Genomic DNA, 24,577 nt, shown 5'->3' on the forward strand with positions numbered 1-24,577 from the left:
CGCTACTTGATCACCGCAAACCGCCCGGTGGTGGAACCGATGCCTGGCGCCTCGATGTGGTAGAGGTAGATGCCGTAGGCGATATCCTGGCCATCCTTGGAAACCAGGTCCCACGTCGCAGCGCCGTAGCTGGCCGGCGAGTCGTGGTAAATCGTATCCACCAGATCGCCCCGCACCGTGTAGATGCGGATGGTGCACTTGGGGGGAAGGTTGAGGAACTGCAGGCGCCTTTCGCCGCGCCCGAAGCGATAAGGGCTGCGCGGCTCCCAGCTATTGGCCACGACGTATGGATTGGGGACGACAATCACCTGGTCAAGCATTGACTTGGCGACCTTCACGTCGTATCTGGGCGCGCTCACCCCGAAGGTGAAGCGCTCGCCTTTCCGGAAAGGCTTGGTAGTGGCGATCCTGAAAACGTCCCCGGGCGCCGGGGGGATGAACACCGATTTGAGACTGTCAACCTCAAACGTGAGTCGCCAGGTGGCCGTTACCTTCCACGACGAAAGCGGGTCATCGATGAAAATGGTGATCCCCTCACCGCTGTCGGGTGTCAAGGTCGAGTCCTTCACAACGTCCCGGAAGAAAAACTGCGCAGGCACGCCCTCGGTGATGTTCCATACGCTGAACTTCACCGGCGTTTCCGGGAATCCCAATTTGCGCGCCGAGCGGGCCTCCACCTTGTCCGAGAAGCGGATCTCATAGTCTGCCGGATAGGCCGTCGAATGGTGCAAAGCCGGGTTTTGGCTGACGAACAGCGGGTCAAAGTCCACATAAGTTTTGTAATTGCAATTGCCAACCAGCCACCCGGTCCGCGCATAGTCCACCTGCACTTGAGGATGGTTGAAAAGGGTAACCACCAACCCGTCGAACAAGGGGGATTCGGTCTCTTCTAGCACCGGAAGACGGTGGAATAGGAGCGTGGTGTCAGCAGAAACAATGCGATAGATCGAGTAGAAGGGAATGCCGCTGTTATGGAAGCGCGAGGTATCGTCGAACACCACCTGGTAGCGAGCATTGTCCCACACCGAATCCTCGATGACAAACTGCACGCGAAGGCTGCCGGTGCCAGGGCCCTCGTGGCTCACCCCTTGGTCTTGCAGTGCCGCCGATACGTAGCCGGCGGAGGGCGGATTTGGCACAACCACCGCGGTGTTCACATCAGTTTCCACATTGCCAGCAATGTCCACCTTGATGACGCTGGCGCACTCTGCCGGCGCAATCCCCTCTACCTCGCCGGTGGCACTGGTGTCCACCAGACCTCGGTCATAAGATACGACCGCATAGTAGTAGGTCTGGCCGTTCTGGACATCGGTGTCGATATAGACGTGGCGGAGGCCAGTGTCGTTGCCGAGATTGAACTTTACCCCTTCCACATCAATGGGGTGCAAACCCTTGATGCCGTTCTGCAGATCAAACTGTGCGATTGGCTTACGGAAGGTCGGCCTGCCGTAGGCATCTGTGATTATCCTGTTCTCCAAGAATTCCGGCTCGGTGCTGCGGTAGATGCGGTAGCCCTCGAAATCATACGCTTGCAGGAAGGGGTCCCAAGAGCTCTCGGCCCTGCTGTCCCAGAGTAGAGTCACCTTGCCGTCGCCGGGGATGGCCGTCAGGGTCGGTTTCTCAGGTGGCTTGGCAAAGCGATAGTCGGCATTGTAAATCTGCTGGACGGTCTTTTTTGTACGGGCCAAGTCTTCTGCATCTTCGGCAAAGATCAGAGCCATGGAATAGTTCTCGGTTTGGCCTGGGCGCAATGGGAATGGGCCAGAAGAGAAGAACATGCCCAGGTTGGCGGTCACCTGCAAGGCATCCTTGGGCTGAGGTGCCGAGACAAACACTTTCCAGTTCTGCTCTTCATTCCACAGCTCGTAGGTGTGTACCGGAAAGATGCGGAACCCGGTCAAGCCGATTTGGTCGGACTCGTCCTTGTCCAGCAAGCTGTAGTTCGGTTCGCCGGGGGTGGGTATGCCGTCCGCCTCGCCGCGGTCGGGTCCGGTGTAGCCCAGATCAAACGGGCCGATGCCGTCCTCGCCTACGTCATCGTGCAGGGGTTCACCAGGGTCCCACTGCCCGTTCCCATTCAGGTCCTCATATGGGGTCCAGTCCATGTCTTCGTCCGAGGACCAATGCGGTCGTGGTTCGCGGTTGAAGGCTTCGCGGAACGCGCTCACGTCCACACAGCCATAAGGGTAGGTGTTCACCCAAACGCCCGGACTGGGGTCGTCGCGCCGCTCGTCGACGAGGCCGTCATCGTCATTGTCTCTGCCATCAGTCTTGATGCCTGGGCTTTCTAGAAACGCGAAGCCCGCCACCCCAACCGGTGACCACCGCCCAGGAGTGCCAAATCCGTCCCAATCCCAAGCCCAGGCAATATCCAACCTGAGGTTATAGTTGCCAGTATCGTCCGAAGAGTCATCTGTCCCCCCGACTCCCCAGTCAATGTAGAAACAGTAGTAAGTGCTGTCGTAGGTTGTCTTACCCTCATTGGTGATGAAGTAGATGGCAAAGATCACGTCCTCCGCCAGTACTTGGGACCACTGGAAGAGGCGTGCCGCCACCTCTAGGCCGAGGCCACGACGCAAGGTGTCATCGGGGTCGGGGTAAAAATCCCACTCTTCGTCCGGGTCGTCATCAAACACAAAGTAGCTTTCCAGGTCGGCGTTCATTACGCCTTTGCCAAAGAACCCGTTCCAGAAACCGTCCCAGTCTGCAGGTTTGTCCGGCCAATGAACTGGCCAGGTGGCTGGGTCGTTGCTCATCGCGGGTTTATCGCCTCGTGGATTGAAGTAGCCGGGTAAAGGCGCCCAGCCCCACAGCTCATCCTTTGGCCCCTTATCCACGAACTCACGATACTGAGTCTCCATTGGGTAGATGACCTGTCCCTTGTTGTCGATGGCTCGCGCTTGGACAACGAGGGCCACACCATCGACATAGGAGTGCCCGCTCCCTTTGGGCCATTCCCCAGAAGGCTGGTCAGGCCAGTGAGCGATCTCCCCCCAATTGATGAAGATAGTTCGCACGAGATTGCCGTCCATAATCCCCTGCCGGCGGTAGCGCGCGTCGCCCGTATTTGGATCCGGCGTGCGCTGCGCTTGCAAACCCTGTGGGAGGAAAACCGCTAAGGCCAAGAAACTCAAGAGTACACGCTTCATGACGCGATCCTCATATCGTGGCTGATGCCTACCTCGCGCAAGGCGCGAATTTCAAAAGTCCAGGGTGAACCCGACTTGCACCTGCCGCGGCGCACTGTAGAAGTCTGGGCGGATGTAGTACTGCTCCAGCGTATTGATGCCCCGTGGCCGCAGACCTCCCGCATACACGGGCGCAAGGGAATACCCAGCCCTCCCCGTGTCGGTAAAGACCTCTACCTCATTCAGACGGTCGAAAAGGTTGTACACGCGCACAAAGAACTGCACCGCCAACTTGCCCAGCGAGACGGTCTTGTAGGCATACATGTCAACATTGTACTGCAGAGGTTTGCGACCGCTATTCTCCACTGCGGTCTGGATGTTTTGGAAGGAGGGCGTGTAAGGCAAACCGGTTCCGAGGCGCCCGATCAGATTGACACTAAAATCGTCGTCAGTGCCAAGCGTGAGCGTCGCGTTGATCTGGTGGCGCCGATCCCAGTTCAGCGGCACCATCTGTTTGGTCGTCTCCCGAGGAGGATCGCTCTGCTGGTCAAGGAAGGCCGTGTTCGGGTCAGAGGCGTTCCCTTTCGCTATTTGAAACGTATAGTCCAGCGTGGCCCCAACTCCTCCTCTGTGCCGCTTTTCAAAAGCAACCGTGAGCCCCTTCACATTCCCGTAGTCACGGTTGATGTAGCGGCCGTAGCGCATGCCTTGTAGTGTCATCAACACTTCGGTGCCCAGCAGGTTGCGGATGTCCTTGTAGTAAGTCGTCACATCCAGTGCCAGATCCTCGGTGAGTTGTTGCTGCAGGCCGATTTCATAGATGACCGTCTTCTGGGGTTTGAGGGTGGTGTTCCCCACCGTGTTCAGCAGACTGTGGGGTGGGGGAGAGGGAGTGCTCTGCAGCGGAAAGATGTCGAATTCCGGATTGGTGTACATGTAGTCCAGATTCGGGATTTGAAAGAAGTGACCATAGGAGACATGAATGACCCCCCGCTCAGTGATCGGGTAGGCGATGCCCAGTCGGGGGCTAAGCTGCGATGAACCTTCAGCCCGTACCCTCGGTGATTGAGTCGGCTCACGAAAATCTGTTGGCACATCTCCGTCGGGTTCGAAGTGGTCAAATCGGATCCCCGCATTGACGATCATGTAGTCGAACTCCATCTTGTCCTGCAGGTAGGCCGCAAACTCCACCGGACGATGGGTGTATTGATTGTTGTTGAACGAAGTGCGAGGAGGGATGCGCTCAGGGAGTTCCGGAACGACCTCGAATTCATGCATCCACAGACGGTGGCGTTTCACCTCTACACCCGTCTTGAACTGGTGGGTCTGAGTGGCCTGGTAGGTGAGGTCGAACTTGCCGACGATCGTGCCCGTGCTCCTGTGAAAATTCCACATCTGCATGCCGCCGGTGAGAAAGGCGTTCGCACCAGTGTCCTGCAGTCTTCTGCTGCTCACGTAGTTTGGGTCGAAAGGATCTTCCAACACGAACTGTTTGTACGCAGTGTAGAAGTAGGTCCCCTTCAGGGAGAAAAAGGCCCTTGGGCTTAACACTCGATTCCAAGCGAGGCTGGTGTTATAGCCGCGCTGGTAACGCTTGTAGTCGCCTGTGGGGTTCAAGCGGAAGCGGTGATCATAGTACTTGAAATACGAGTCTTGGACAAGGGTCTCGATGCTTAGCTTATCAGCGGAGGAAAGACGTACGCTTAACTTCCCTTGCGCGGTTGCCCGGCGCTCTGGATTCATGGGAACTGCCGTTGCTTCGCGAATCAACCGTTGGGCAAGCTCTTCTGAGAACGGATAAGTTTCACCGTGGGCCATTATCGTCCACTTTGACTCGGCGTCGGCAGTAAAGTCCGACTGGTCGCCGGGTCTACAGACGTCCTTGCCGTAAATGTACCCTTCGCTGTCATAGTAGCGACCGGAGAGGAAAAAGTTGATGGCTCCCCTACTGAGAGGAAGGGGTCCGCTCAGTGTTCCCTGCAGATTGTAGGAGGGATTGAGCTTTTCGATATTCCAGAAAATCCTTTTTTGCTGCTCCCCCCAGGATACATAGTCACCAACATAGGCAGAGAGACTCCCACTGTACCGTTCTCCGCCTTCCCGGGTGACGATGTTTACCACCCCGGACATCGCCTGACCATGCTCGGCGTTGAAGGTGCCGCTGATGACTTGGAGCTCGGCAATAGCGTTGTTTTCCACCTCAAATGCCGGCTGCCCCGAGTAGATGTCGTTAACCGGGATGCCGTCGATCATGTACATCACTTCACCCGTGCGACCACCACGGAAGTGCCCTTCGATCACCCCGGCTTGAAGGTTAACCACGTCGTGAAAGCGATCCACAGGGAGGCGCTGGATGGTCTGGGCGTTGACCACAGCCTCCGTGGAGGTCAGGTCTTTCCGCACCAGGGGACGTTCTGCTACCACGGTCACTGCCTCGCCAAGGTCAAGCACAGTCTGCTTGAGGCGAAAATTGAGTGTCGTGGTCATGTCAATGGACACCCTGACGTTCTCGTACCTCACCTCCTGGTAGCCGATCATGCTTGCTTTCACTGTGTACACACCAGGAGAGACGTTGATAACAAAGTAGTAGCCATTCACATCGGTGGCGGCCCCCATCGTTGTTCCCTCAATGATCACGTTCACGCCAGGCAGTGGCTCGTTGCTGTCAGCATCGACGACCCTGCCAGCGATCTTGCCTGTGGTGCCGGCCTTGAGAGCTCCACCAAGAGAAGTCAAAACGAGGCTACTAATCACTAACAAGACTGCAGAAGCACAGCTACGGTTCATCGCCCTCTCCCGAGTTGACCAGGAGCTACGCCACTTTCGTGGCGCCACTATGCTGTCCTTTTTCCTGGGCCGCGTGCCCAACCCAAGTACTCCTGAGGCAGGTCATGCCCTTCGTGAGCCGCCAGGGGAAGAATGAGGGGCTGCCTGCATTTGTGCGGGCAGCCCCTCAGGAGATTCTACCTGACCAGCATCATCTTGCGGGTCAGGGTGCCGTTCAGCTTGTACACGTACACGCCGCTTGGCACCTGCTTGCCAAAGCTGTCGGTACCGTCCCACACCACCGAGTAGCGCCCAGCGAGGCGGAACCCGTCCACGAGCGTGGCAATCTTCTGACCGAGCACGTTGTAGACCTCCAACGTCACCTGCCCATCCTTCGGCACAGTGTATTCAATTGTCGTGGATGGGTTGAAGGGGTTGGGGTAGTTCTGCAACAGCTCGTGCTGTTTCGGCAGTTGATGACCTGCCAGGGGTTGGAACCTCTCCACGGCGGTTGGCACCAAGGTGATCTTCTGGACGCTAAAGTCGTCGTACCAGCAGAAGCCTTTGGTGAAGGGGTTGAAGCGGGCGCGGACGGAGATGCCGGCGGCATCGGGTTCGGACTTGGAGATGATGGTGTAGTAGGTCCAGTCCGAGGAGGAGTCGCGCTCGTCGAAGTAGAAGAACTGATCGCCACCGGTCAGATTCCAATCGGTGTAGATGGGATCGCGATGGTAGAAGAAACAGACGCTCATGCGATCATCGTGACGATACTTGGTGACGTTGGAGGGCAACCACTCCGGATTGGTCAGCCCCTGGTCACGCTTGACCCAGACACTGATCTTGTACCAGGTGTTGGGCTCCACCGGAATCGGCTCCGAGTAGAAGACCATCTCATCGCCGTTGTCGTCGGTCTCGCGCAACAGCGCCGACCAGTCACCACTGTGCTTCTGGGTGTTATCCAGGTTGGCAAAGCCCTCATCACCGGCATGCCACTCCATCCACCCCTCAGGCGTCTCCGCATCCCCGTTGAACGGCCACATCGACCACGGGTCAGACCCACAGCCAATGTTGTCAAAGTACACCGTACCGGTGGCATCCTTGCCCATCACCAACTTCATGTACATTCCATCCGGGTCGGTACCTGCCGGAATGAGCAAGCCATCGGTGTACTCGGTCCAGTCCTTGTTGGCTACACTCTGATCGACGGCGACAAACTGCTCGCCCAACAAGGTGCCGCCGGCGTAGAAGGAGAACAGCACGCCAATCTTGCCATCGTCGGTGGCGGGGTTGGTGTTGACCCCCACCGTCTTGGCCCAGAAGCTGAGGCTGTACAGACGGTCGGCCTTGGCGTTGTTCCAGTACAGCTTGGCATTGTTCTCGCTCACCCATCCTGCCGGTTGAGCAGTGGTGGCCGTCTTGCTCACCTTGAAAGAGTGCTGGCTGTTGTAACCCTCCCAGGACCACTCACACTGCACCCCCGCCTGCCCATCGCCAAACGGCGCCCAGAAATTCGGCCGCATGTCCTCCATATCACCATTCGGCAACAGGTTGGTCTGCGCGAGCAGAGGAAGGGCCACAAACAAGCAGGAGAGCAAAGCAATGCTGCGTACTCTTACGCTCATCATTTCTCCTCCTGATTTGGTACAGCAGCACAGACGCTGTCTTTCACGGGACTAGCTGAGAAAGAGCGCTCTCTTCGGTCAGCGATCACCTCCTCTCTGGACGATAGTGGGTTGCAGGAGTCGATCCGGACATCACCTCCTTTCGGCAGCGTACGGGGACGTTCATGCGGATTCTCGTAACACCAGGGTAGTGGGTACGATTGTGCGACTAACGGCGCGGTCATTGTGGTTGATGAGTTCCACCATGCGCCTGATGGCAATCGCACCCAGTTCTTCTTTTGGGACCCTCACCGTTGTCAAGGCGGGCTGTACAGTGGTTGCCGATTCCACGTCGTCAAATCCTACTATTGCCACCTGGTCTGGGACGCTGATGCCTTTCTCCTGAAAATGGCGAAGTGCACCAATAGCCATGGCGTCGTTGGCCGCAAATAGTGCGGTGAAAGGCTGTCCTCTGAGAAGTAGCTCCCGGGCCGCTTCGTAGCCGTCGGAGACTGCGGTGTAAGGCTGGTCAGTGACCACCAGCGCGTCGTCAGGCTGGATGCCGGCCTGCTCGAGGGCTTGGCGGTAGCCCTCAAGGCGATCGTGAATACTGGGGTGCTCCAGGTCACCGCCGATGAATGCAATACGCCGATGGCCGCGGTGAATGAGGTGGCTCACCGCCAATTGCGCGCCCCCAACGTTATCAATGAGCACTGCAGAATACTGGCCGCGCGGGGGAAAGTAGTCCACCAGGACAATAGGGAGTCCCTCATCGCGCACGTATTCGATCAGGCGGAGCGGCACTTTGCCGGCGAAGATTACACCGTCCACGTCACGCTCCAAGAGGAAACGCGGCACTTCCTCGCCGCGGAAATTCTCTTCAACAGTGGTGAGCAAAATGTAGTAGTCCTGCCCCCTCGCCTCGAATTCGGTGCCGAGGAAGACTCTCGTGTAGAAGGGTTCTGCGCGAGAAAAACGGTTCTTGGTGAGAATGAAACCGAGGTTGCCACTGCGACGGGTCACTAAGCCGCGGGCGGAGCGGTGCGGGTGGTAGTTGAGCTCTGCCACCGCCTGCAGCACCCGCGCACGAGTGGCCGGGCTTACTTTCCCTTTCCGGTTGATCACCAAGGAAACAGTGGACACTGCCACCCCCGCGTGCCGAGCCACATCCTTGATCGTTGGCTTCATCGAAACGATTCTACTCCTAAGCCTCCTGCCCTCTTGAGCACTGCCGCGCTCAAGCACAAAAAACACCGGAAAGCTTGGTGAAACGTTTCGACGCTAATATAGCCACGCCGAGCCAATTTGTCAAGTGTTTTTTTCGCGAGCACCTCTTTTTGTCGTGTGCCGCACATTGGTCCAGGCGCCGCGCGTGATCGTCCCGTGCGCTGCGGCTACAAAGGCTACTCCCATGGAATGATTGGGGCAGAACGAGATGCCTCACCCTCCCTTTTTCTCTATGCATACTCGCCAATGCCTTGGGCACAGCAGCAAGGGAGCAGTCGGTGGTCTAAGGGAGACCTCCGGCAGGCGCCGGGAGACGGGGTCATCCTTCGGCAACTGTGCCTAGGAGACAAAGGCGAACTGAGGGTTTCCTACAGCGCAGTGGCAATCGTTGCCCGGGGCAGGGGCCGGCCGAGACGACACGACCTGCTCATCCGCAGGAGAGGTCAAGAAGGCGTCGTCCGCCTGGCCACCCCGCCATGCAGTGACTGGTATTGCGGGGACCGTCGCAGGTCTTGACAGATGCTGGTTCACGTGGAAAGGTTGAGTTCCTCGCGCAGGAGGAACATTTGTGCTTTCCTCGCAGGCGGGTGAACTATCGCCCGGCGGGCAGGGTGGTTGAGGGAGTCGGGCTGCGTAGTCTCCTAGTAGGCCGGAACTCCGGAAGCCGCGGGTCTCGCCTAGCCAGCACGAGGCTTGGGAAACACGTCTCGCAATGGCCAAGGGGTTTGGCTGGGCTACGGAGCAGTCGGTTCTGTAGCGCGATCATGGAGCCATGCAAGAGCCTTGGTCTGCCGCCGGTGACCCCAAGGGCGCGGGGCTCCTCGGGGAGAACTGAATGTTGAGCTGCTCCACGCACTGGCGGTGGACCACATGCACCGCAATCAGATACATCCCATCTTGCTCTTCTGTCTCCCAGGCAATGCTCCGACCATCGCTGGTGGAGACGCTCGCGGGCATCCATGGGGACAGGATGCGCAGTGTGGCCATGTGTCCAGGGAAGGCTGCGAGCACTGCAGATAAGCATCGCGCCCTTTCGTCAATGCTCGCCGAACGCAGAGTAGACGTTGCCCCGGCGATGTAAGGGACCTGCGCCGTCCCTAGTTCAATGTCGATCCGCTTTTCCGGGCCGTGGTCGAGCGGGACCACAGCCGAAGGGTATGGGCGTCCGTCAAGAAGTAGCCGCCTCACGAACGGCCCTTCTCCCCGTATCGTCACCCTTACCTTCTTGCCCCGCACCATCCAGTCTGCCATAAACTCCCTTTGCCCCTGCGGAAGGAAAGGAGCAAGGTACAAGTTCCACTCGTCTTCCTTAAGACCGTAGACCGCGAAGATCGAATACAGGTACCAGCCTGCTGCCCATAGAAACTGTGGCTTATCAACCCGGCCGTAGCGCAGGGAATCACGAGCATTGGCGCAGCGGTATTCGTACATCGCCGGCTGACCGTGGGGGCTGTGCGCGATGCCATGCAGGCTCATGGTCCTGGATATGAAGTCATAGGCTTCTTGACGCGCACCAATGTGATCTAGCGCCAGCGCATACCAGGCGTTGCCGTGTGCCCAGATGCCGCCGTTCAGATAGCGGTAGGGTGGCCCTGCCTCGTCGCCGTGGAAGCGGAATTTCGCGATGAGCTGGTCAAAGTCCGCTGGGGAGGCATTGCGCACCCCCAGGGTTGAATCTACAAGCTTGCGCCGCGCTGTCTCCACGAGCGCTCTTGCTTTTTCTTCCACTAGAAGCCCCAGCGCAACGGGCAGCAAAGAGCCGATATAGTAGTGCGGATCGAGCTCTCCGTCCGCAAGGTAGTTCATGAGGAATCCGCGAGTGGGGTCCCAAAGCCGATCACTTAGGGCCCGCTGCATTCGGGTGGCCAGCTCCTCAAAGTAGGCGAGCGAATCCATCCTCCCAGAGGTGAGCAGCAGCTGCACGTACTCGCGCAAAGCGGCGATGGTCAGGGCCGTCATGTAAGTGCGCGGGCCATAGCTATTGCCAATATCCCACCAATCAGGACGGTACGCCCATATCAAGTCGTCCTCGTGTAGATGGGTGAGCACGAGCCGCACGCTTCGGTCCACCATGGGCAAGAGTTCGGCAACCATGGCGTTGTCGCCTGAATGGCGCAGGAAGCGCCCGAGCACCATTACCAACCACAAGTGATTCCAATTGTCCGCCCCCGCATATTCTGTGACGTAGCCGTCATCCTTCCAGTAGTAGGCATGGGGGAGCGTGTGCAGGCTGTCCGCCAGGGAGAATAGAAAGCGCAAGTCCCGGCGCACACGGTCCACATCGAACATGCAGGCCGCCAAGTCGGTGAGGAGCGCGTCGTGTGTGAAGAAGAAATTGTACTGAGCCGGGCACGGCATAGGTAGAATCTTTCCGGCCAGGAAGTGCGCATTCACCGCCATTATGGCCTTTGCCCAGGTCGCGCTCTGCGCTGCGGCAGAGTCCTGGATACGGAGGCACGACCCCTTCAAGGCTGTATGGAGCACCAAGCGACGAAACGCTCTGACCTCTTCACAATATGTCTTGCGCAACCTGCGGGTCAATTTCGCGCTTTCTGCACAGCCGCACTGGCCAATTATCTGCTTGACGGTCACAGTCTCGCCCGGGCGCAGTCTTTTTTCATACTCGAAGGCGATCACTGGTGCCCCGGGGCGATGGTTGGAAAGCACGGTCGTCGACAGGGGTTCGCCCAAGGTAAGCCACGACTCAGCTCGGCCGCCAGAGCGAGCAGCAAGCGCTTGCGCATCTGTCGCGCACGCCGTGGGGGGATGGCCCACGTTGACCACAAAGAGTTCTGCAGGCCCAGTGTCCGGGTCGGTGTAGTGCACCACCACGGTGCCCTTTTCGGGTTGCCACTCGCTCCACGCCTCGTCCTTGGCAGCGTAGCTGTGGCTTGTCCGTAGCGTCCCGTCAAGGTGGGAACGGAGCCGAAACTTTTGCGCTGAGTGGCGATTGTTCCGGAGGGTCACGGTGACCAGCATGGCAGGGGCGCTCAGACAGAACTCATAGCTGATGGTTGCGCGGTAGGCTAGGCTATCGTAGAGGTAGGTGGCCGAGAAAGGAGCTAGAGAGCATGTCCTCGCAGGGGCCTCAAGGAGATGCGGAGGCTGATCGTCGATCCCCACAGCCAGGGCGAACACATGCGAGGAATCCCGGCTCCAGTAGTCCTGGCTATTGTCCAGGCTGTTGGCTACAGGATAGAAAAAGCTTACTCTGCTGAGCAAAGGCGCGCAGTGGTGAGCCTCGATTCCCACAAATGGCCCTCCCACTTCTACCTGAAGGTAAGGCACGGAAGACGTGACGGTAAGCTCGTTCGCCCTTTCTCTGTCCCCACCTCCGCAACAGACAGTGAAAAGGCCGAGAGCCAGACAACCGGAAATCAAGCATCGCGCGTTTTCCATGCTCCTTTCCTCCTAGTAAGGAGTGCCGGGCAATGAGCCAAGAGTGGTTGCAGAGCGGCGAGAGGAAAAGGGTAGTCACTTGGCCACGAGTTCTCCTTTGAGCCGCGGACGGGTAACAAACAATCGTCCCTCGATGCCCACAGAGGATTCGTCCGGACTCGTTCCAGGTCTCGAAGTGGCTGCCATTGCCGGTTTGGCCGGGGTAAGGCGCCCTCCTCCCGGACAGATAGTTTCTCCTCTCCATGCTCGTGTAGTCTCCAGAGAGAGCTGACTGCGACCGAGCCAGCTCTCTGGTGCCTGGCTCCGTGCATCACGTAAAGCTAACATCTTTCGCGGGAAAATCAAGAGGGAAATTGCGAAACCGGCTGCGCGCGGCCAATGACATGTAGACCCACGACTGGTGGCAAAACAGACCCAGGTGAAAAAGACCGTCCTTCAGAACCTCTATGGACCTTAGCAGTCCGTGACTGCCCAATCGCCTGGGGATTGGGAAGGTAACCTCGATCTCGGTTCCTTTTCGCGCTTTGGTTGCCTTCCGCTCTCTTGAGATTGATTGTCCATCGCGCGCCGCGCATGCGTGCCGGTTCCGACCGAACACAATCCTCGATGGAGAGCAGCATTGAGACGGAAGGGCACTGGCCTCAGTGAAAAAGGTGGCAAAAAATGGCACTGAATGAAAATTTTGCTTGATATTCTTGTTCAGATTTTGTACATTTACACCGTCCGGACAGAGGTATTCGAGTCGATGGAACTCTCCCGGATGGCATGGATGACGACCTACCAACAAGGATGTTGGTGTGCAGTTCGGCTGCACAATGACAATCTCGAAAAAGGAAAGAGACTGTTAGCCACTGCTGGAGCGGGTGGATAGTAGTCTCTGGGCTTTGGGTTGTTGTTCAGCACGGGCCACTAACATCTCCTTCCTTTTGAGTCTTCCGACTCACTAGTTTCTCACTGAGTGCTTGAAAAGCGGGGTGGTTTCGCGCCACGAGGTAACGCCGCACAGAGGCCAGGCCAGGGCGGAGCGAGGCCGCAGGCCATGTGGTCGTTGTACCTCTTTTCCGGGATAATGGTGGGGCAGGTGATCGCCTTTCCCTGCGCCGGAAATGGGTAGTTTGCGCCCGACGACCGTTCATGCACCGGCTTGGACTATTGATGTAGCGTGAAAGCCTCGTATGGACAGACAGGCGGAGAGGTTGGAGTGCTGTCTTCCGCCACTCGTCAGGGAGGCCATCGGTCCCCGCATACTTACCGTCAGGAGTGATCGCAAGGACCATTGGATGGGATCGATCAGATGGATTCGTTCCGCCGGCGACTGCTGGAACTAAGTAGGATACTGACAGACGAGGATGCCTCGTATGCCTACGTGCTGCAGCGCATGCAGCGGGCAGGGTGGTTGCGGTGCGGAGACTGCGGTTTCGAGAGCTTCTATCTGCTGAGCAGAAATCGTCTCAAGTGTCGCCGATGCCGGCGCGAATTCCGGCCCTTACGCACTACAACCTTTGCGGCGCTCAATCTCTCCCCGGCGCAATGGTTATCGATGGTGAACTATTTCGTCCTTGAGGTTCCAACGCACACGGCGGCCACACGGTGCGGGATCAACTACAAGACCGCGTTGCGCGCCTACGCATTCATCCGTCAGGCGATCCTTTCGGAGGCGGGAATTGAGCTTTCATCAGATGGTAGGTGCCGCGAAGTTCTGGCTGTGGGCATCATCGACACCGTCGAGCAGGGAACGGTGAAGATGCTCGAGCCAGACCAAACACGGGAGCTGTTGGATTCTGGTGTGGCGCGTGTGCGAAAGGGCATGCTAGTCTACACCGACCGGTGGGGCGCCTTTGACACGGTCGTAGTGCTGGCCGAACGCCGCGCCTGGCGACACCGAAAGCGGGTTTTTCAGAATTCAGTCTACGTGGACTACATAGGCGGCTTCTGGCAGTACGCTAAGCAGTACATTATCGGAAACCGTGCTCTGAACAGGGGAAACTTGCTGATGCTGTGCAAGGAACTGGAGTGGCGGTACAACCATCGCACCGAGGACCAGTTCGAGATGATTGTCGACCGCATGTTGTGCACGCGGAAGGGAATGAACAGAAGCCGACCCGTGCGACTGGAGATGACAGCAAGCAGTTAATGGAGAACCGATAAGCAATGGCGGAGGTGTGGATGGCGATGGGTGGCAAGTTGGCTAACCCAATCCATGGAGTTTTGTATAGTGATGAACCGAGAGAGAGGGAGCTCACCGATTGGTGCCAAGGAGTATGCTCAGCCCGTCGGAAGCAGTCCACTGATCCGCTTTCTGCGCGTCCTGTTTCGGCGCAAGATGCTTATCGCCCTCAGTGGCGGAGCCATCTTAACTGCGGTGCTGGCGGTCACGTTCCTCACACCTGCGACATTTCGAGCCACCGCCAAACTCCTGCTGGAACGTGAAGTGGACTCGGAGAAGACGATTCTTTTGGGAGTGAGTGTGCAACCCGACTACAGCCGCTATGATTGGGTGAACGCCGAGATCGAGATTCTCACCAGTGGGCAGGTGGCTGCTCGAGCGCTCGAGAAGGTGGGACCAGTACCTGGCAGCAGCCACTTTATCCGGACCGGCTCGTCGGGGACGAAGACCAAAGACCAGGAGGTCATGGCTTTCCTCAAAAGACTGCAGGTGGCAAGCGCTCCGAAGACCAACGTGGTTCAAGTGAGCTTCGAGGCAGAGAACGCCACGTATGCCGCTGCTGCTGCCAACGCTGTTGTGGAAGCTTATACCATTTATCGCGCGCAGCTCCATGACCAGAGCGAGTCCTACAAGTTCTTTCAGGAGCAGCTTCGCCTTGCTGATGCAAAACTGCGCGAACTGCAGGAGAAGCAGGCCAACTATAAACAAGCTGCGGCGATGATTTCCCCAGAAGCGCAGCGCACCGTGCTGCTCAATCGCCTTTCTGATTATGAATCCCGGCTCACCGAGGTGCGGACAGCGCGGATAGGGAAAGAAGCGCGCCTGGAGGTACTGAAGAAGGAGTTGGCCCAGGGCCGCGTGGGGGTTCCCTCCACTGAAGCCAGTGATAGCCCTAGCCGGGAAAAGCACATCGCCAAGTTACGCGGCGAGCTTCTGGACCTGCAGATGCGTCGTGAGCAGCTTCTCACTCGCTTTACGCCCCAGTATGAAGGTGTCCGCCACATTGAGAAGCAGATTGCTGCCACGCAGCGGCAGATCGCCGAGGAAGTGGAGCAAATTATTCAGATGGAGACGGTGGCGATTGCAGCCCTCCGGACTGAGGAGGAGGCACTCCAGTCCTCGATCGCGCGCATCAAGGAAGACATCCAAACTCTGGCCAGGCAAGAGTACGAATACTCGCAGCTGAGTCGGGGCATTGACGACAATCAACAGATCTACTCCATGCTGCTGCGGCAACGGGAGGAGGCGCGCATCTCGCTGGCCAAGATGCAAACAGGTGTGAGCGCGCGCGTCATCAATCCGGCTGAGCCACCCCTCTATCCGGTGCGCCCGCGCAAACGCCTGAATCTGGCTTTGGGTCTGCTTTTGGCCATGTGTGCCTCGGTGACGATGGCCTTTGTGCGCGAGTACTTTGACCACACGTTGCACGAGCCGGCGGAGCTGGAGTGGAAAACAGGCCTACCAGTCTTGGGCAGCGTGAGAGAAGTGCCCCGAACTCGCAGGGCCTGAGAGAGAAGATTATGGAACGTACTGCGAAGAACACCGCGACACGTCCCTTCACAGCCGCAGGAGCAAAGGCTGGCGAGCTTGACGCGCGAGTGAGCAGGTCCCTGAGCGCCAGGGGCCGCCTAGCGCAGCGCTCTTCCGCGTCCCGGGGGAATGAAGGCTTGGCCACCGTTCTTTCCGACCTGCGGCGGGTCGCTCATACTTTGGAACTGACGGCTGTGGGCCAAAAGGCGCGGATCATCGGGTTCACCAGCGCTGTGCCCGGTGAAGGCGTTTCCACATGCATCGCCGCCATCTCCTACCTCTTGGCGTCCGAGGGGTCGACCCCCCTGGGGCGGGGACAGACCGGATCCCTCCCCATGCAGGGGCAGCCCCTTGGAGCCGACAATGTGGTGCTCGTGGATGCGAATATTGGAGACCCTTCCCTCAATCAAGCGTTCGGGATGCCGATGCAGCCCGGGCTGACAGAGGCCATCAGCAGTCCAGAACCCCTTTCCTTTGCGCGGCGCGCGGAGAACGCGAGCTTGTTCGTGATTCCCGCAGGCCACCGAGGAAGATCGGCCCTGGACCCGGACCGCCTCCGCGTAACGTTGCAGGAGATTGCCAATCACGCCCGTCTGGTGCTGGTGGACCTTCCCTCGGTCCTTCATTCTCCTGAGGGGGTGAAGCTGGCAGGAGTGTGCGACGCGCTGGTGATGGTGGTACGCGCCAACAGCACCAGATGGGAGGCCGTGGCAGAGGCGCGTCGGCTGCTGGAACGCGCAGGGGTCCCTCTGTTGGGTGCCATCCTTAACAGACGGCGTTTCGAACTACCCAGATGGCTCTACGAACGTCTTTGAGCCGCACATGGGTCATTGAGGAGGTGACACAGAGTGTTGAGTAGTGTTTCACAGGTCACAGGCAAGCAGAAAAGAGCACCAGAGCCTGACGTGTCGGCTGACATGAGCCTCCACGAGCCATGGGACCATTCTGAACTTGCCACCGATGCTCACCACGAGGAGGTCCCCACCACAGGGCCGTGCAACGGCTGGCTCTCGCGCGAGGCCTTTGCACAGATACTGCGTAAGGAGCGACACCGCACAGACCGTACTGGATCGCCATTCTCTCTGCTTCTTTTCGAGCTGTGCGAGGGCCTTGGACAGAACGACCTTCATGGCGCGGTGAAGCAAGCAATTGCCTTACACACCCGAGACTACGACATCCGCGTGCTATTCGGTCCTCATCGGCTTGGGGTCCTCCTTCTGGACACACCGTTGAGTACTGCCCGTGTGTTGGCTGCGAAGATGCTGGCTCGTCTCAGAGAGCGGAACAACGGAGCAGACCCGGCCCTCTGCCTACGGGCGGTGCAGATGTACACCTACCCCGCTTCGTGTGCAGGAGGCTACGAAAGGCTGGAGATGGTCCTGCCGCATGGGCAAAACTTTGATCAGGGCAGTGTACGAGGTGGCATGTGTCACCAAGGCACCTCGATTCCAGCTCTGCCTGGGGCGCCCATAATCTGGAACGTCTCCTGCGAGCCGCTGGGCGCGGCAGTAGCGAGCACTCCGCTCTTTCTGGACTTGGCCAGGTGCTCTGATGTGGGTTATCGAGTAGCCAAAAGAGCGTTGGACATAGTGGCTGCGGTGGTTGGCATGGTGGTGACTGCGCCCTTGTGGCTCCTCATAGCCTTACTGGTTAAGCTGAATTCAAAAGGGCCGGTGCTGTTTCGCCAGGAGCGAGTTGGCTATCAAGGCAAGCACTTTACCATGTTCAAGTTCCGCACTATGAGAGTTGGCTGCGATGATGCGGTGCACCGTGATTATGTCAAGAAACTGATCGAAGGAAGAACTACGGAGGTTAATCTGGGCACGGAGGAGAAGCCTGTTTACAAGCTCGTTGATGACCCGCGAGTGACACGTGTAGGACACTTCCTGCGCCGTACCAGCCTGGACGAGCTCCCGCAGCTCATCAACGTGCTTTTGGGGCAGATGAGCCTGGTGGGACCGCGGCCACCTCTCCCTTTCGAGGTGGAGTCCTACAAGAGTTGGCACCTGCGACGCATCCTGGAGGCGAAACCTGGCATCACTGGTCTTTGGCAGGTGTACGGGCGCAGCTCGACGACGTTCGACGAGATGGTGCGAATGGACCTCCGTTACGCGGCACAACGCTCGTTTTGGCTTGACCTCAAACTGATTTTGAAGACCTTCGCGGCGGTGTTCGCCGCGCGTGGTGCTCATTAACGGCGAGGAGGGAACGCGATGCTCAATGTTAGTGTGATTGGCGTTGGCTATTGGGGGCCGAACCTGGTGCGCAACTTCGCAGCAAACCCCCGAGCCAGGGTTGTCAGCTGCTGCGACTTGGCCCAGAATCGTCTTGACCTCATTCGTCGCACTTACCCCTCGATTGAGACGACCACGGACTATCGGGCCGTTCTCAAAGACACCAAGACGGATCTGGTGGTGCTGTGCACCCCGGTTTCCACGCATTTCGAGATCGCCCGCGCCGCTCTTCTTGCCGGCAAGCACGTGCTCATCGAAAAACCGATGACTTCTACCACTGCAGAAGCAGAAGAGCTGGTAGAACTGGCGGCCCGCAAGCAGTTGAAACTCTTCGTGGACCACACCTTCATCTACACCGGCGCGGTGCGAAGGATCAAGGAGCTGATAGACAACGGCGAGCTGGGCAAGCTCTACTACTTCGATTCAGTACGCGTGAACCTGGGGCTTTTCCAGCACGATGTGAACGTGCTTTGGGACTTGGCGCCGCACGACGTGTCAATCATGCACCACCTGCTCCCCGGCAAGCCCGAAAGTGTGGTCGCCACCGGTATCGACAACTTTGGCAACGGGCTGGAGAATGTGGCTTATCTGACGGTCTACTACCCCGACCACCTGATCGCCCACGTACATACCAATTGGCTCTCGCCGGTCAAGATTCGGCAGACGCTCCTAGCAGGGAGCAAGAGGATGGTCGTGTGGGACGACAACCAGCCCAGCGAGAAGGTACGCATCTACGACAAGGGTGTGGACGTTGTGCAGAGCGCCGACGACGTCTACCACATGTTGGTGCAGTATCGAACTGGCGACATGTATTGTCCCAAGATCGACAGCCGTGAAGCCCTTGCCGTTGAGGTGGAACGGATCATCGACTGTCTGGAAAAGGGCACCGACGGCGTGGTCGGCGGAGAAGATGGCTTGATGGTAGTGCGCATCCTGGAGGCAGCACAGCAGTCAGTGAAGGCCAGAGGGAAGGAAGTGAGAATATGAGACACAGCCTGATCGCTGACAGCGTCAAGCTGGGAAAAGACGTCAAGATTTACGACTTTGTCAATCTCTATGGCTGCGAGATCGGGGATGGCACTAAGATTGGCACATTTGTAGAGATTCAAAAGGGCGCCAAGGTGGGCAGGAACTGTAAGATCTCCAGTCACACGTTTATTTGCGAGGGGGTGACCATCGAAGACAATTGCTTTATCGGCCACGGGGTGGTTTTCATCAACGATCGCTACCCCAGGGCCACCACGCCTGAGGGAGCACTGCAATCGGAGCAGGACTGGGTGGTGGTGCCCACCGTGGTGAAGAGAGGTGCTTCCATCGGCTCCAATGCCACGATCCTGTGCGGTGTGACCATAGGCGAGAATGCCATAGTAGGAGCAGGTAGTGTGGTCACGCGAAACGTACCACCGAACACCATCGTCGCCGGACATCCAGCGCGCGTGCTGCGTCGAATCAACCAGGAGGAGTAAGAAGATGAAGGTACCGTTTCTTGACCTCAAGGCTCAATACCGGGCTATCGGTGAGGAAGTCAGGGAGGCGGTGCAGCAGGTAATGGAGCAGACTGCGTTTGCAGGGGGACCATTTGTGGAAAAGTTTGAGAAGGAGTTTGCCGCCTTCTGTGGCTGTGACTATGCCATGGGTGTAAGCAGTGGCACGTCTGCCCTCTGGCTTGCTCTCCGTGCGATAGAGGTGGGTCCGGGCGACGAGGTCATCACGGTACCCAATAGCTTCATTGCTACTGCTGAGGCGATTTCCTTCTGTGGGGCGCGTCCGGTGTTCGTGGATGTGGACGAGCGTACCTACACGATGAATCCTGCCTTACTGGAGCAGGCCATCACCGAGCGGACCAAGGCGATTATTCCGGTGCACCTTTTCGGGCAGACGGCCGACATGGACCCGATCATGGAGATTGCCCGCGCCCACAGTCTGTATGTAATTGAGGATGCCTGCCAGGCCCATGGGGCAGAATACAAAGGGCGCATGGCGGGTTCCATCGGCGATGCCGGCTGCTTCAGCTTCTATCCAGGCAAGAACCTGGGTGCGTACGGCGAAGCCGGCGCGGTGACCACCAACAACGCGGCGATTGCGGAGCGCATCCGCATGTTGCGGGACCATGGACAGGAGAAGAAGTACTTCCACCGTCTCTTGGGGTGGAACGACCGCATGGATGGCATACAGGCGGCGGTGCTCAGCGTCAAGTTGCGCCATCTGCCAGAGTGGAACAGGGCGCGGCGTCAACACGCGGCCCTGTACGAGCGCATGCTGGGCGGCTCGCCTGCTGTGACCACCCCGTTTGAGGCGCCCTATGGCCGGCACGTCTACCATGTGTATGCCATTCGCACCGAGCAGCGCGACGCGCTCATGGAGCATCTTGCCAAGCGGGATATCCATTGCGGCATCCACTACCCTGTGCCGATCCACTTGCAGGACGCCTACCGCTCTCTCGGTTTGCGAGAGGGGAGCTTCCCGGTAGCAGAACAATGCGCTCGTGAGTTCCTTTCTTTGCCCATGTATCCCGAGCTCACCCGTGAACAAATCGAGCATGTGGCCAGGGCTATCGAGCTGTTCGTGATGAAAGAAGCCGTGCGCTATGCCATTGCTGTGTGATGGGAGTCAGAGGCAAGCGATAATGAACGACAGAAACGTGAAAATGGCTAAGGACCACAGAGGTGGATGCCCGCGAATATGACCGGCCGGGTCGGCCGATTTGGATCGACATGGACAATTCGCCGCACGTAGTGCTCTTTGCGCCGCTGGTCAAAGAGCTGGAGCGAAGGGGCTTTCGGGTAGTGATTACCGTGCGCGATTGCTTTCAAGTGTGCGGCTTGGCCGATCGCGCTGGGCTGCCCTATCGGAAAGTGGGTCGACACTATGGTCGGCACAAGAGCCTGAAGCTCCTTGGCTTGTTCGTGCGTGCGCTGCAGTTAGTGCCCCATGCGCTTCGCGCTAGACCGGCCCTGGCCCTGTCGCATGGGTCACGCTCGCAGATGCTGGTGGCTGCGGCCCTGCGGATGCCCTGGGTGGTGATGGTCGACTACGAGCACGTTCAGCTTTTGCCCTTCGTCCGCGCGACCATGATATTAGTACCAGAAATGGTGCCGAAGGCCGCGCTGCGCAAATACGCGCGCCGGGTCTGCTCTTACCCAGGGATAAAGGAGGACCTCTACGTTCCCTTTTTCACGCCGGACCCCGGGTTGCGCAAAGAGCTGGGAGTGGGGGAAGATGACGTGCTGGCGATTGTCCGCCCCCCAGCCACCGAGGCTCACTACCACAACCCGGCGGCGGAAGGACTTTTTGACGCTGTCATTGAGTTTCTTGGTGGCTTTAGCTCAGTGAAGACAGTGGTTCTGGCGCGAAGTGATGAGCAGGCCAGGCAGGTTAGAAAGTCCTGGCCGGACTTGATTGCATGTGGTCGACTGATGGTGCCCGAGGAAGTCTTGGATGGTCTCAACTTGATCTGGAACGCAGACCTGGTCGTGAGCGGCGGCGGCACGATGAACCGGGAGGCAGCAGCATTGGGAGTGCCTGTGTACAGCATCTTCCGAGGCAAGATCGGTGCAGTGGACCGATACCTGGCTGAACATGGACGACTGGTGTTGCTCAACGACGAGGCCGACGTTCGTTCGAAGGTGGCTGTCGAGCGCCGCCAAGTCGGCCCTGTGCCCAGGTGTGCAAGCCCGAGTCTTGTCCACAGAGTTGTGGACGAGGTATTGTCGGTAATCGGCATGGGGACCCACGGTGGCTCTGCCGCGAGGCCCGCGGTGGAGGGGGCAACCTGCAAGGAGAGTGCACGATGAAGCTGCGGGCCCTGGCCAAAGAGACGGTGATCTATGCCGTTGGCAACACCGCGCTGCGCGCGGGAGCGTTCCTCCTCATCCCGCTCTACACGCATACACTGAACATTCGGGATTATGGGGTGCTGGCCACTTTGCTCCTGACGATGCAGATTCTCGGGATCCTTATGGGCCTCGGGGTCAGGACAGCTTTTGTGCGCTTTTGCGCCGAGTACGCGGAAGCAGGGAAATTGGGACGTCTCCTGGGCAGCGCCTACGCCTTGGTCTTGGCGGGGGGAGTTGCGGTGACCGCTGTGGCGATAAGTGTGATGCGTCCTCTGTTCGCGGCCGTGCTCCACACAGCGGAGCCAGGTTTCCTGGTCTTTCTGACGTGTATGGCAGCCCTGGCGCAAACGTTGTGGATGCTCACCGTCTCGTATTTTCGCGCGCGCAACAAGGGTGTGCAATTTGTGGTGTTGAACGGTGCAGTTTTTGTGCTCCTGGCCTCGAGCAGTGCAGCGCTGCTTCTCCAGCTCCGTATGGGACTGCAAGGCGTCATCGCCGCGTATATCGGGAGTTATGGGCTCATGTGGGTGGTGGTCAGTGTGGCCATCGCCATGAGAACCGGTCTGGCGGTCGAGCGGAGCACTATGCGCAGGCTGGTCCGGTTCGGATTCCCGTTGATCTTCTCCATGTCCGGGGACATAGCAATCGATGGCTCTGCCCTTTACGCGATGAGCCTTTTCGCCGGACTTGACCAGGTGGCGGTTTACTCGCTGGGCTACAAAATAGCTCAAATCGCGGTGATTACTCTCATTCTGCCTTTCCAACTCGCATACGAACCGGCGGTCTACGGGGCTGCGAATTCGCCCCTGCTGCGCCGCTTCATCGCAGAGGCACTCATTCACCTTCTGCTTGTGTTCGGCTTCGTGGCCATGGCTATCGTACTGGTGTTCAGGGACCTCATGCCGTTGATTGCGCCACCGGAGTACGCCCGTGGCTATGACATAGTCTTTGCGCTTCTTCCTGGGGTGGCCTGCATGGGGATCCATTATGTGGGCGAGTCGCTCCTTCTCATCCCCGGCAAAACGAAGCTGGCGGCAGGGATTGTCTGCGCGGTAACGGTGGCAGGCGTGCTCCTGAACGTGCTTCTAATCCGGGTATGGGGCATGCATGGCGCGGTGGCCGTCTATGATCTGACTCACGCTGCGATGGCGCTGTTGCTGCTGGGTGTGGGCATGCGGCACGTGCCGGTGGCCCTCCAATGGCGCCGCCTGGCAGGCAGCGTTGCGTTGCCTTTCACCGGACTGGCCGCAGTGTGGTGGCTGAGCCGGGTGAGCAGTGCGCCCCTGTTTTACGCGTTGGGTGCAGCCGCGGTGCTGATAATTCTGGGGGGTGCGAAAAAGTTTGGCGTGCTCAACGTGTCGGCCTTGCGCACACAGGAGGCGGCCAGCTATGGGAGCTGACCAGATGAGGCGTGACATCGTGAGCAAGCCCTTGTTTCTGTTCGGGCTGGTGGTCTGGGTGAGCATCATGGTGCTCACGGGCACATACTTGCGGGTGCGCGACGTCGAAGAAGCGGCACAAGTGGACTGGCTGGTTGTCGCCCGACTTGGTGCCTGCCTCCTGGGAGCGGGCGTCGGAGTTGTCCTACTGCGGCGAGGCGAGCGCGGCGGTCCCGGTTATCTAGCAGTACTTGCTTACACAGTCGCCGCTGCGTGTTCTGCATTGTTCGCGCCTGACCCGAAGCTGGTGCTCGGCTATTGGGTGCTGCTGGTCGGTGGGCTCCTGCTTACCCTAGGGCTGATCGCATGCGCCGACGACCAGCGGCTCCTGCAGGTGGAGAGGGCGTGGCTGGTCGTCATGGTGGCTTTGCTGATCAAAGACGCACTGATTGGCGTTTTGGCGCCACAGCTCCAAGAAGCCTATGGAGTAGAGGGTCCGGTGCGCCTTGGCATGGGCGTCACACATGCGAATGCCCTTGGTTTCGGTGCCTCGCTTGCGTTCTGGCTCACGTTTGTGCCCACGCGCTGGGCGCGCCGCTGGACTATGTGGCTGGTGCGGCTGCTGCTGGTGGCCATTGTGGTGCTGTCCTGGTCGCGCAACGCCATGACCAGCATCGTCGTCGGCGGACTTTTGCGCGCGTGGCTGTTGCAGGGTCACAGGCCTGTAGAGGGCTTTCATGTGCGCTGGACCCTCTTGGGCGGCATAGCAACAGTGGTAGTCCTGGTAGCGCTGCTTTTGACGATGAACGTAAAGCCGGTAGTAGATGCCGCCCTGGCCTTCAACCGCACTGCCTCTCTTGAGTCGGTGACGCGGTTGAGCGGCAGGGCGGAGATCTGGCCGCTGGCGGTGCGAAAAATTACCAGCGACCCATTGCGTATGATTTTTGGCCACGGTTTTGGTACCAGCCGGCTGGTGCTTAACGATGAGCAAGAGGCCCTGGAATTCTACGCGGCCAACGCCCACAATACGCTGCTGGAGGTGGCTCTCACCACCGGACTCGTGGGCGTACTCGCATTCGCGGGCATAGTGGTCTTGTCAGCGCGGTGGCTCATCAACTACCGGGCGATGAACGCCTGGGCCCCTCAGGACATGGCCCTGCGCGCTGCTACGGTTTTCGCCATCATCATGATCCATTCGCTCACTGAGTCAATACTAGGCACAAGGCTTGGGCCTGTGACCTTGCTGTGGGTTTTCTATTTGGCCGTCGCGGACAGGCAGCGGGACCGGGGGCGTTTGCAGAGAGGATAGA

The 24,577-nt window shown here is 58.7% G+C and carries 15 protein-coding genes; 10 read left to right on the top strand and 5 right to left on the bottom strand.

Annotation, left to right across the window (positions count from 1 at the left end):
- Nucleotides 1-2 precede the first annotated feature (2 nt).
- From ONB25_04480 to ONB25_04500, 5 genes are all read right to left on the bottom strand, one after another.
- Complete coding sequence (locus ONB25_04480; GenBank protein MDZ7392146.1) at nt 3-3,149, bottom strand: hypothetical protein; 3,147 nt, start codon at nt 3,147-3,149, stop codon at nt 3-5.
- A gap of 51 nt (nt 3,150-3,200) precedes the next feature.
- Nucleotides 3,201-5,915, bottom strand: coding sequence for a TonB-dependent receptor (locus ONB25_04485; GenBank protein ID MDZ7392147.1), 2,715 nt, complete (start codon nt 5,913-5,915; stop codon nt 3,201-3,203).
- A 176-nt stretch (nt 5,916-6,091) separates the two neighbouring features.
- A complete protein-coding gene (locus ONB25_04490) occupies nt 6,092-7,519 on the bottom strand; it encodes a T9SS type A sorting domain-containing protein (protein MDZ7392148.1) in 1,428 nt (475 codons plus the stop codon).
- 159 nt (nt 7,520-7,678) lie between these two features.
- Nucleotides 7,679-8,683: a LacI family transcriptional regulator gene (locus ONB25_04495; GenBank protein ID MDZ7392149.1), complete on the bottom strand. Its 1,005-nt coding sequence runs from the start codon at nt 8,681-8,683 to the stop codon at nt 7,679-7,681.
- A gap of 801 nt (nt 8,684-9,484) precedes the next feature.
- On the bottom strand, nt 9,485-12,121 hold the full coding sequence (locus ONB25_04500; GenBank protein ID MDZ7392150.1) for a hypothetical protein: 2,637 nt from the start codon (nt 12,119-12,121) through the stop codon (nt 9,485-9,487).
- A 1,276-nt stretch (nt 12,122-13,397) separates the two neighbouring features.
- Here ONB25_04500 and ONB25_04505 point away from each other — a divergent pair.
- From ONB25_04505 to ONB25_04550, 10 genes are all read left to right on the top strand, one after another.
- On the top strand, nt 13,398-14,255 hold the full coding sequence (locus ONB25_04505; GenBank protein MDZ7392151.1) for a hypothetical protein: 858 nt from the start codon (nt 13,398-13,400) through the stop codon (nt 14,253-14,255).
- 84 nt (nt 14,256-14,339) lie between these two features.
- Nucleotides 14,340-15,797 carry a GumC family protein gene (locus ONB25_04510; protein ID MDZ7392152.1) on the top strand — a complete coding sequence of 486 codons (1,458 nt, stop codon included), beginning with the start codon at nt 14,340-14,342 and terminating at the stop codon, nt 15,795-15,797.
- Between the two features lie 11 nt (nt 15,798-15,808).
- A complete protein-coding gene (locus tag ONB25_04515) occupies nt 15,809-16,633 on the top strand; it encodes a CpsD/CapB family tyrosine-protein kinase (protein MDZ7392153.1) in 825 nt (274 codons plus the stop codon).
- A gap of 33 nt (nt 16,634-16,666) precedes the next feature.
- Nucleotides 16,667-18,013 carry a sugar transferase gene (locus ONB25_04520; protein MDZ7392154.1) on the top strand — a complete coding sequence of 449 codons (1,347 nt, stop codon included), beginning with the start codon at nt 16,667-16,669 and terminating at the stop codon, nt 18,011-18,013.
- A gap of 18 nt (nt 18,014-18,031) precedes the next feature.
- A complete protein-coding gene (locus ONB25_04525) occupies nt 18,032-19,039 on the top strand; it encodes a Gfo/Idh/MocA family oxidoreductase (GenBank protein MDZ7392155.1) in 1,008 nt (335 codons plus the stop codon).
- Entirely contained in the window at nt 19,036-19,518 is a 483-nt protein-coding gene (locus ONB25_04530; GenBank protein ID MDZ7392156.1) for an N-acetyltransferase, read from the top strand. Before ONB25_04525 ends, ONB25_04530 begins: the two co-directional genes overlap by 4 nt.
- A 4-nt stretch (nt 19,519-19,522) precedes the next feature.
- On the top strand, nt 19,523-20,656 hold the full coding sequence (locus ONB25_04535; protein MDZ7392157.1) for a DegT/DnrJ/EryC1/StrS family aminotransferase: 1,134 nt from the start codon (nt 19,523-19,525) through the stop codon (nt 20,654-20,656).
- A 62-nt stretch (nt 20,657-20,718) separates the two neighbouring features.
- Nucleotides 20,719-21,846: a DUF354 domain-containing protein gene (locus ONB25_04540; protein ID MDZ7392158.1), complete on the top strand. Its 1,128-nt coding sequence runs from the start codon at nt 20,719-20,721 to the stop codon at nt 21,844-21,846.
- Nucleotides 21,843-23,288, top strand: coding sequence for an oligosaccharide flippase family protein (locus ONB25_04545; GenBank protein MDZ7392159.1), 1,446 nt, complete (start codon nt 21,843-21,845; stop codon nt 23,286-23,288). Before ONB25_04540 ends, ONB25_04545 begins: the two co-directional genes overlap by 4 nt.
- Before the next feature lie 4 nt (nt 23,289-23,292).
- On the top strand, nt 23,293-24,576 hold the full coding sequence (locus ONB25_04550; GenBank protein MDZ7392160.1) for an O-antigen ligase family protein: 1,284 nt from the start codon (nt 23,293-23,295) through the stop codon (nt 24,574-24,576).
- The last annotated feature ends 1 nt before the right edge of the window (nt 24,577 follow it).

The sequence above is a fragment of the candidate division KSB1 bacterium genome (assembly GCA_034506335.1).
Taxonomy (GTDB): Bacteria; Zhuqueibacterota; Zhuqueibacteria; order JANLFK01; family Oleimicrobiaceae; genus Oleimicrobium.

What these genes read in the sequence shown, in the direction of transcription:
- ONB25_04545 (MDZ7392159.1), top strand. Translation starts at nt 21,843, where the DNA reads ATGAAGCTGCGGGCCCTGGCCAAAGAGACGGTGATCTATGCCGTTGGC.
- ONB25_04525 (MDZ7392155.1), top strand. Translation starts at nt 18,032, where the DNA reads ATGCTCAATGTTAGTGTGATTGGCGTTGGCTATTGGGGGCCGAACCTG.
- ONB25_04530 (MDZ7392156.1), top strand. Translation starts at nt 19,036, where the DNA reads ATGAGACACAGCCTGATCGCTGACAGCGTCAAGCTGGGAAAAGACGTC.
- ONB25_04490 (MDZ7392148.1), bottom strand. Translation starts at nt 7,519, where the DNA reads ATGATGAGCGTAAGAGTACGCAGCATTGCTTTGCTCTCCTGCTTGTTT.
- ONB25_04510 (MDZ7392152.1), top strand. Translation starts at nt 14,340, where the DNA reads ATGAACCGAGAGAGAGGGAGCTCACCGATTGGTGCCAAGGAGTATGCT.
- ONB25_04500 (MDZ7392150.1), bottom strand. Translation starts at nt 12,121, where the DNA reads ATGGAAAACGCGCGATGCTTGATTTCCGGTTGTCTGGCTCTCGGCCTT.
- ONB25_04495 (MDZ7392149.1), bottom strand. Translation starts at nt 8,683, where the DNA reads ATGAAGCCAACGATCAAGGATGTGGCTCGGCACGCGGGGGTGGCAGTG.
- ONB25_04480 (MDZ7392146.1), bottom strand. Translation starts at nt 3,149, where the DNA reads ATGAAGCGTGTACTCTTGAGTTTCTTGGCCTTAGCGGTTTTCCTCCCA.
- ONB25_04535 (MDZ7392157.1), top strand. Translation starts at nt 19,523, where the DNA reads ATGAAGGTACCGTTTCTTGACCTCAAGGCTCAATACCGGGCTATCGGT.
- ONB25_04485 (MDZ7392147.1), bottom strand. Translation starts at nt 5,915, where the DNA reads ATGAACCGTAGCTGTGCTTCTGCAGTCTTGTTAGTGATTAGTAGCCTC.
- ONB25_04550 (MDZ7392160.1), top strand. Translation starts at nt 23,293, where the DNA reads ATGAGGCGTGACATCGTGAGCAAGCCCTTGTTTCTGTTCGGGCTGGTG.
- ONB25_04515 (MDZ7392153.1), top strand. Translation starts at nt 15,809, where the DNA reads ATGGAACGTACTGCGAAGAACACCGCGACACGTCCCTTCACAGCCGCA.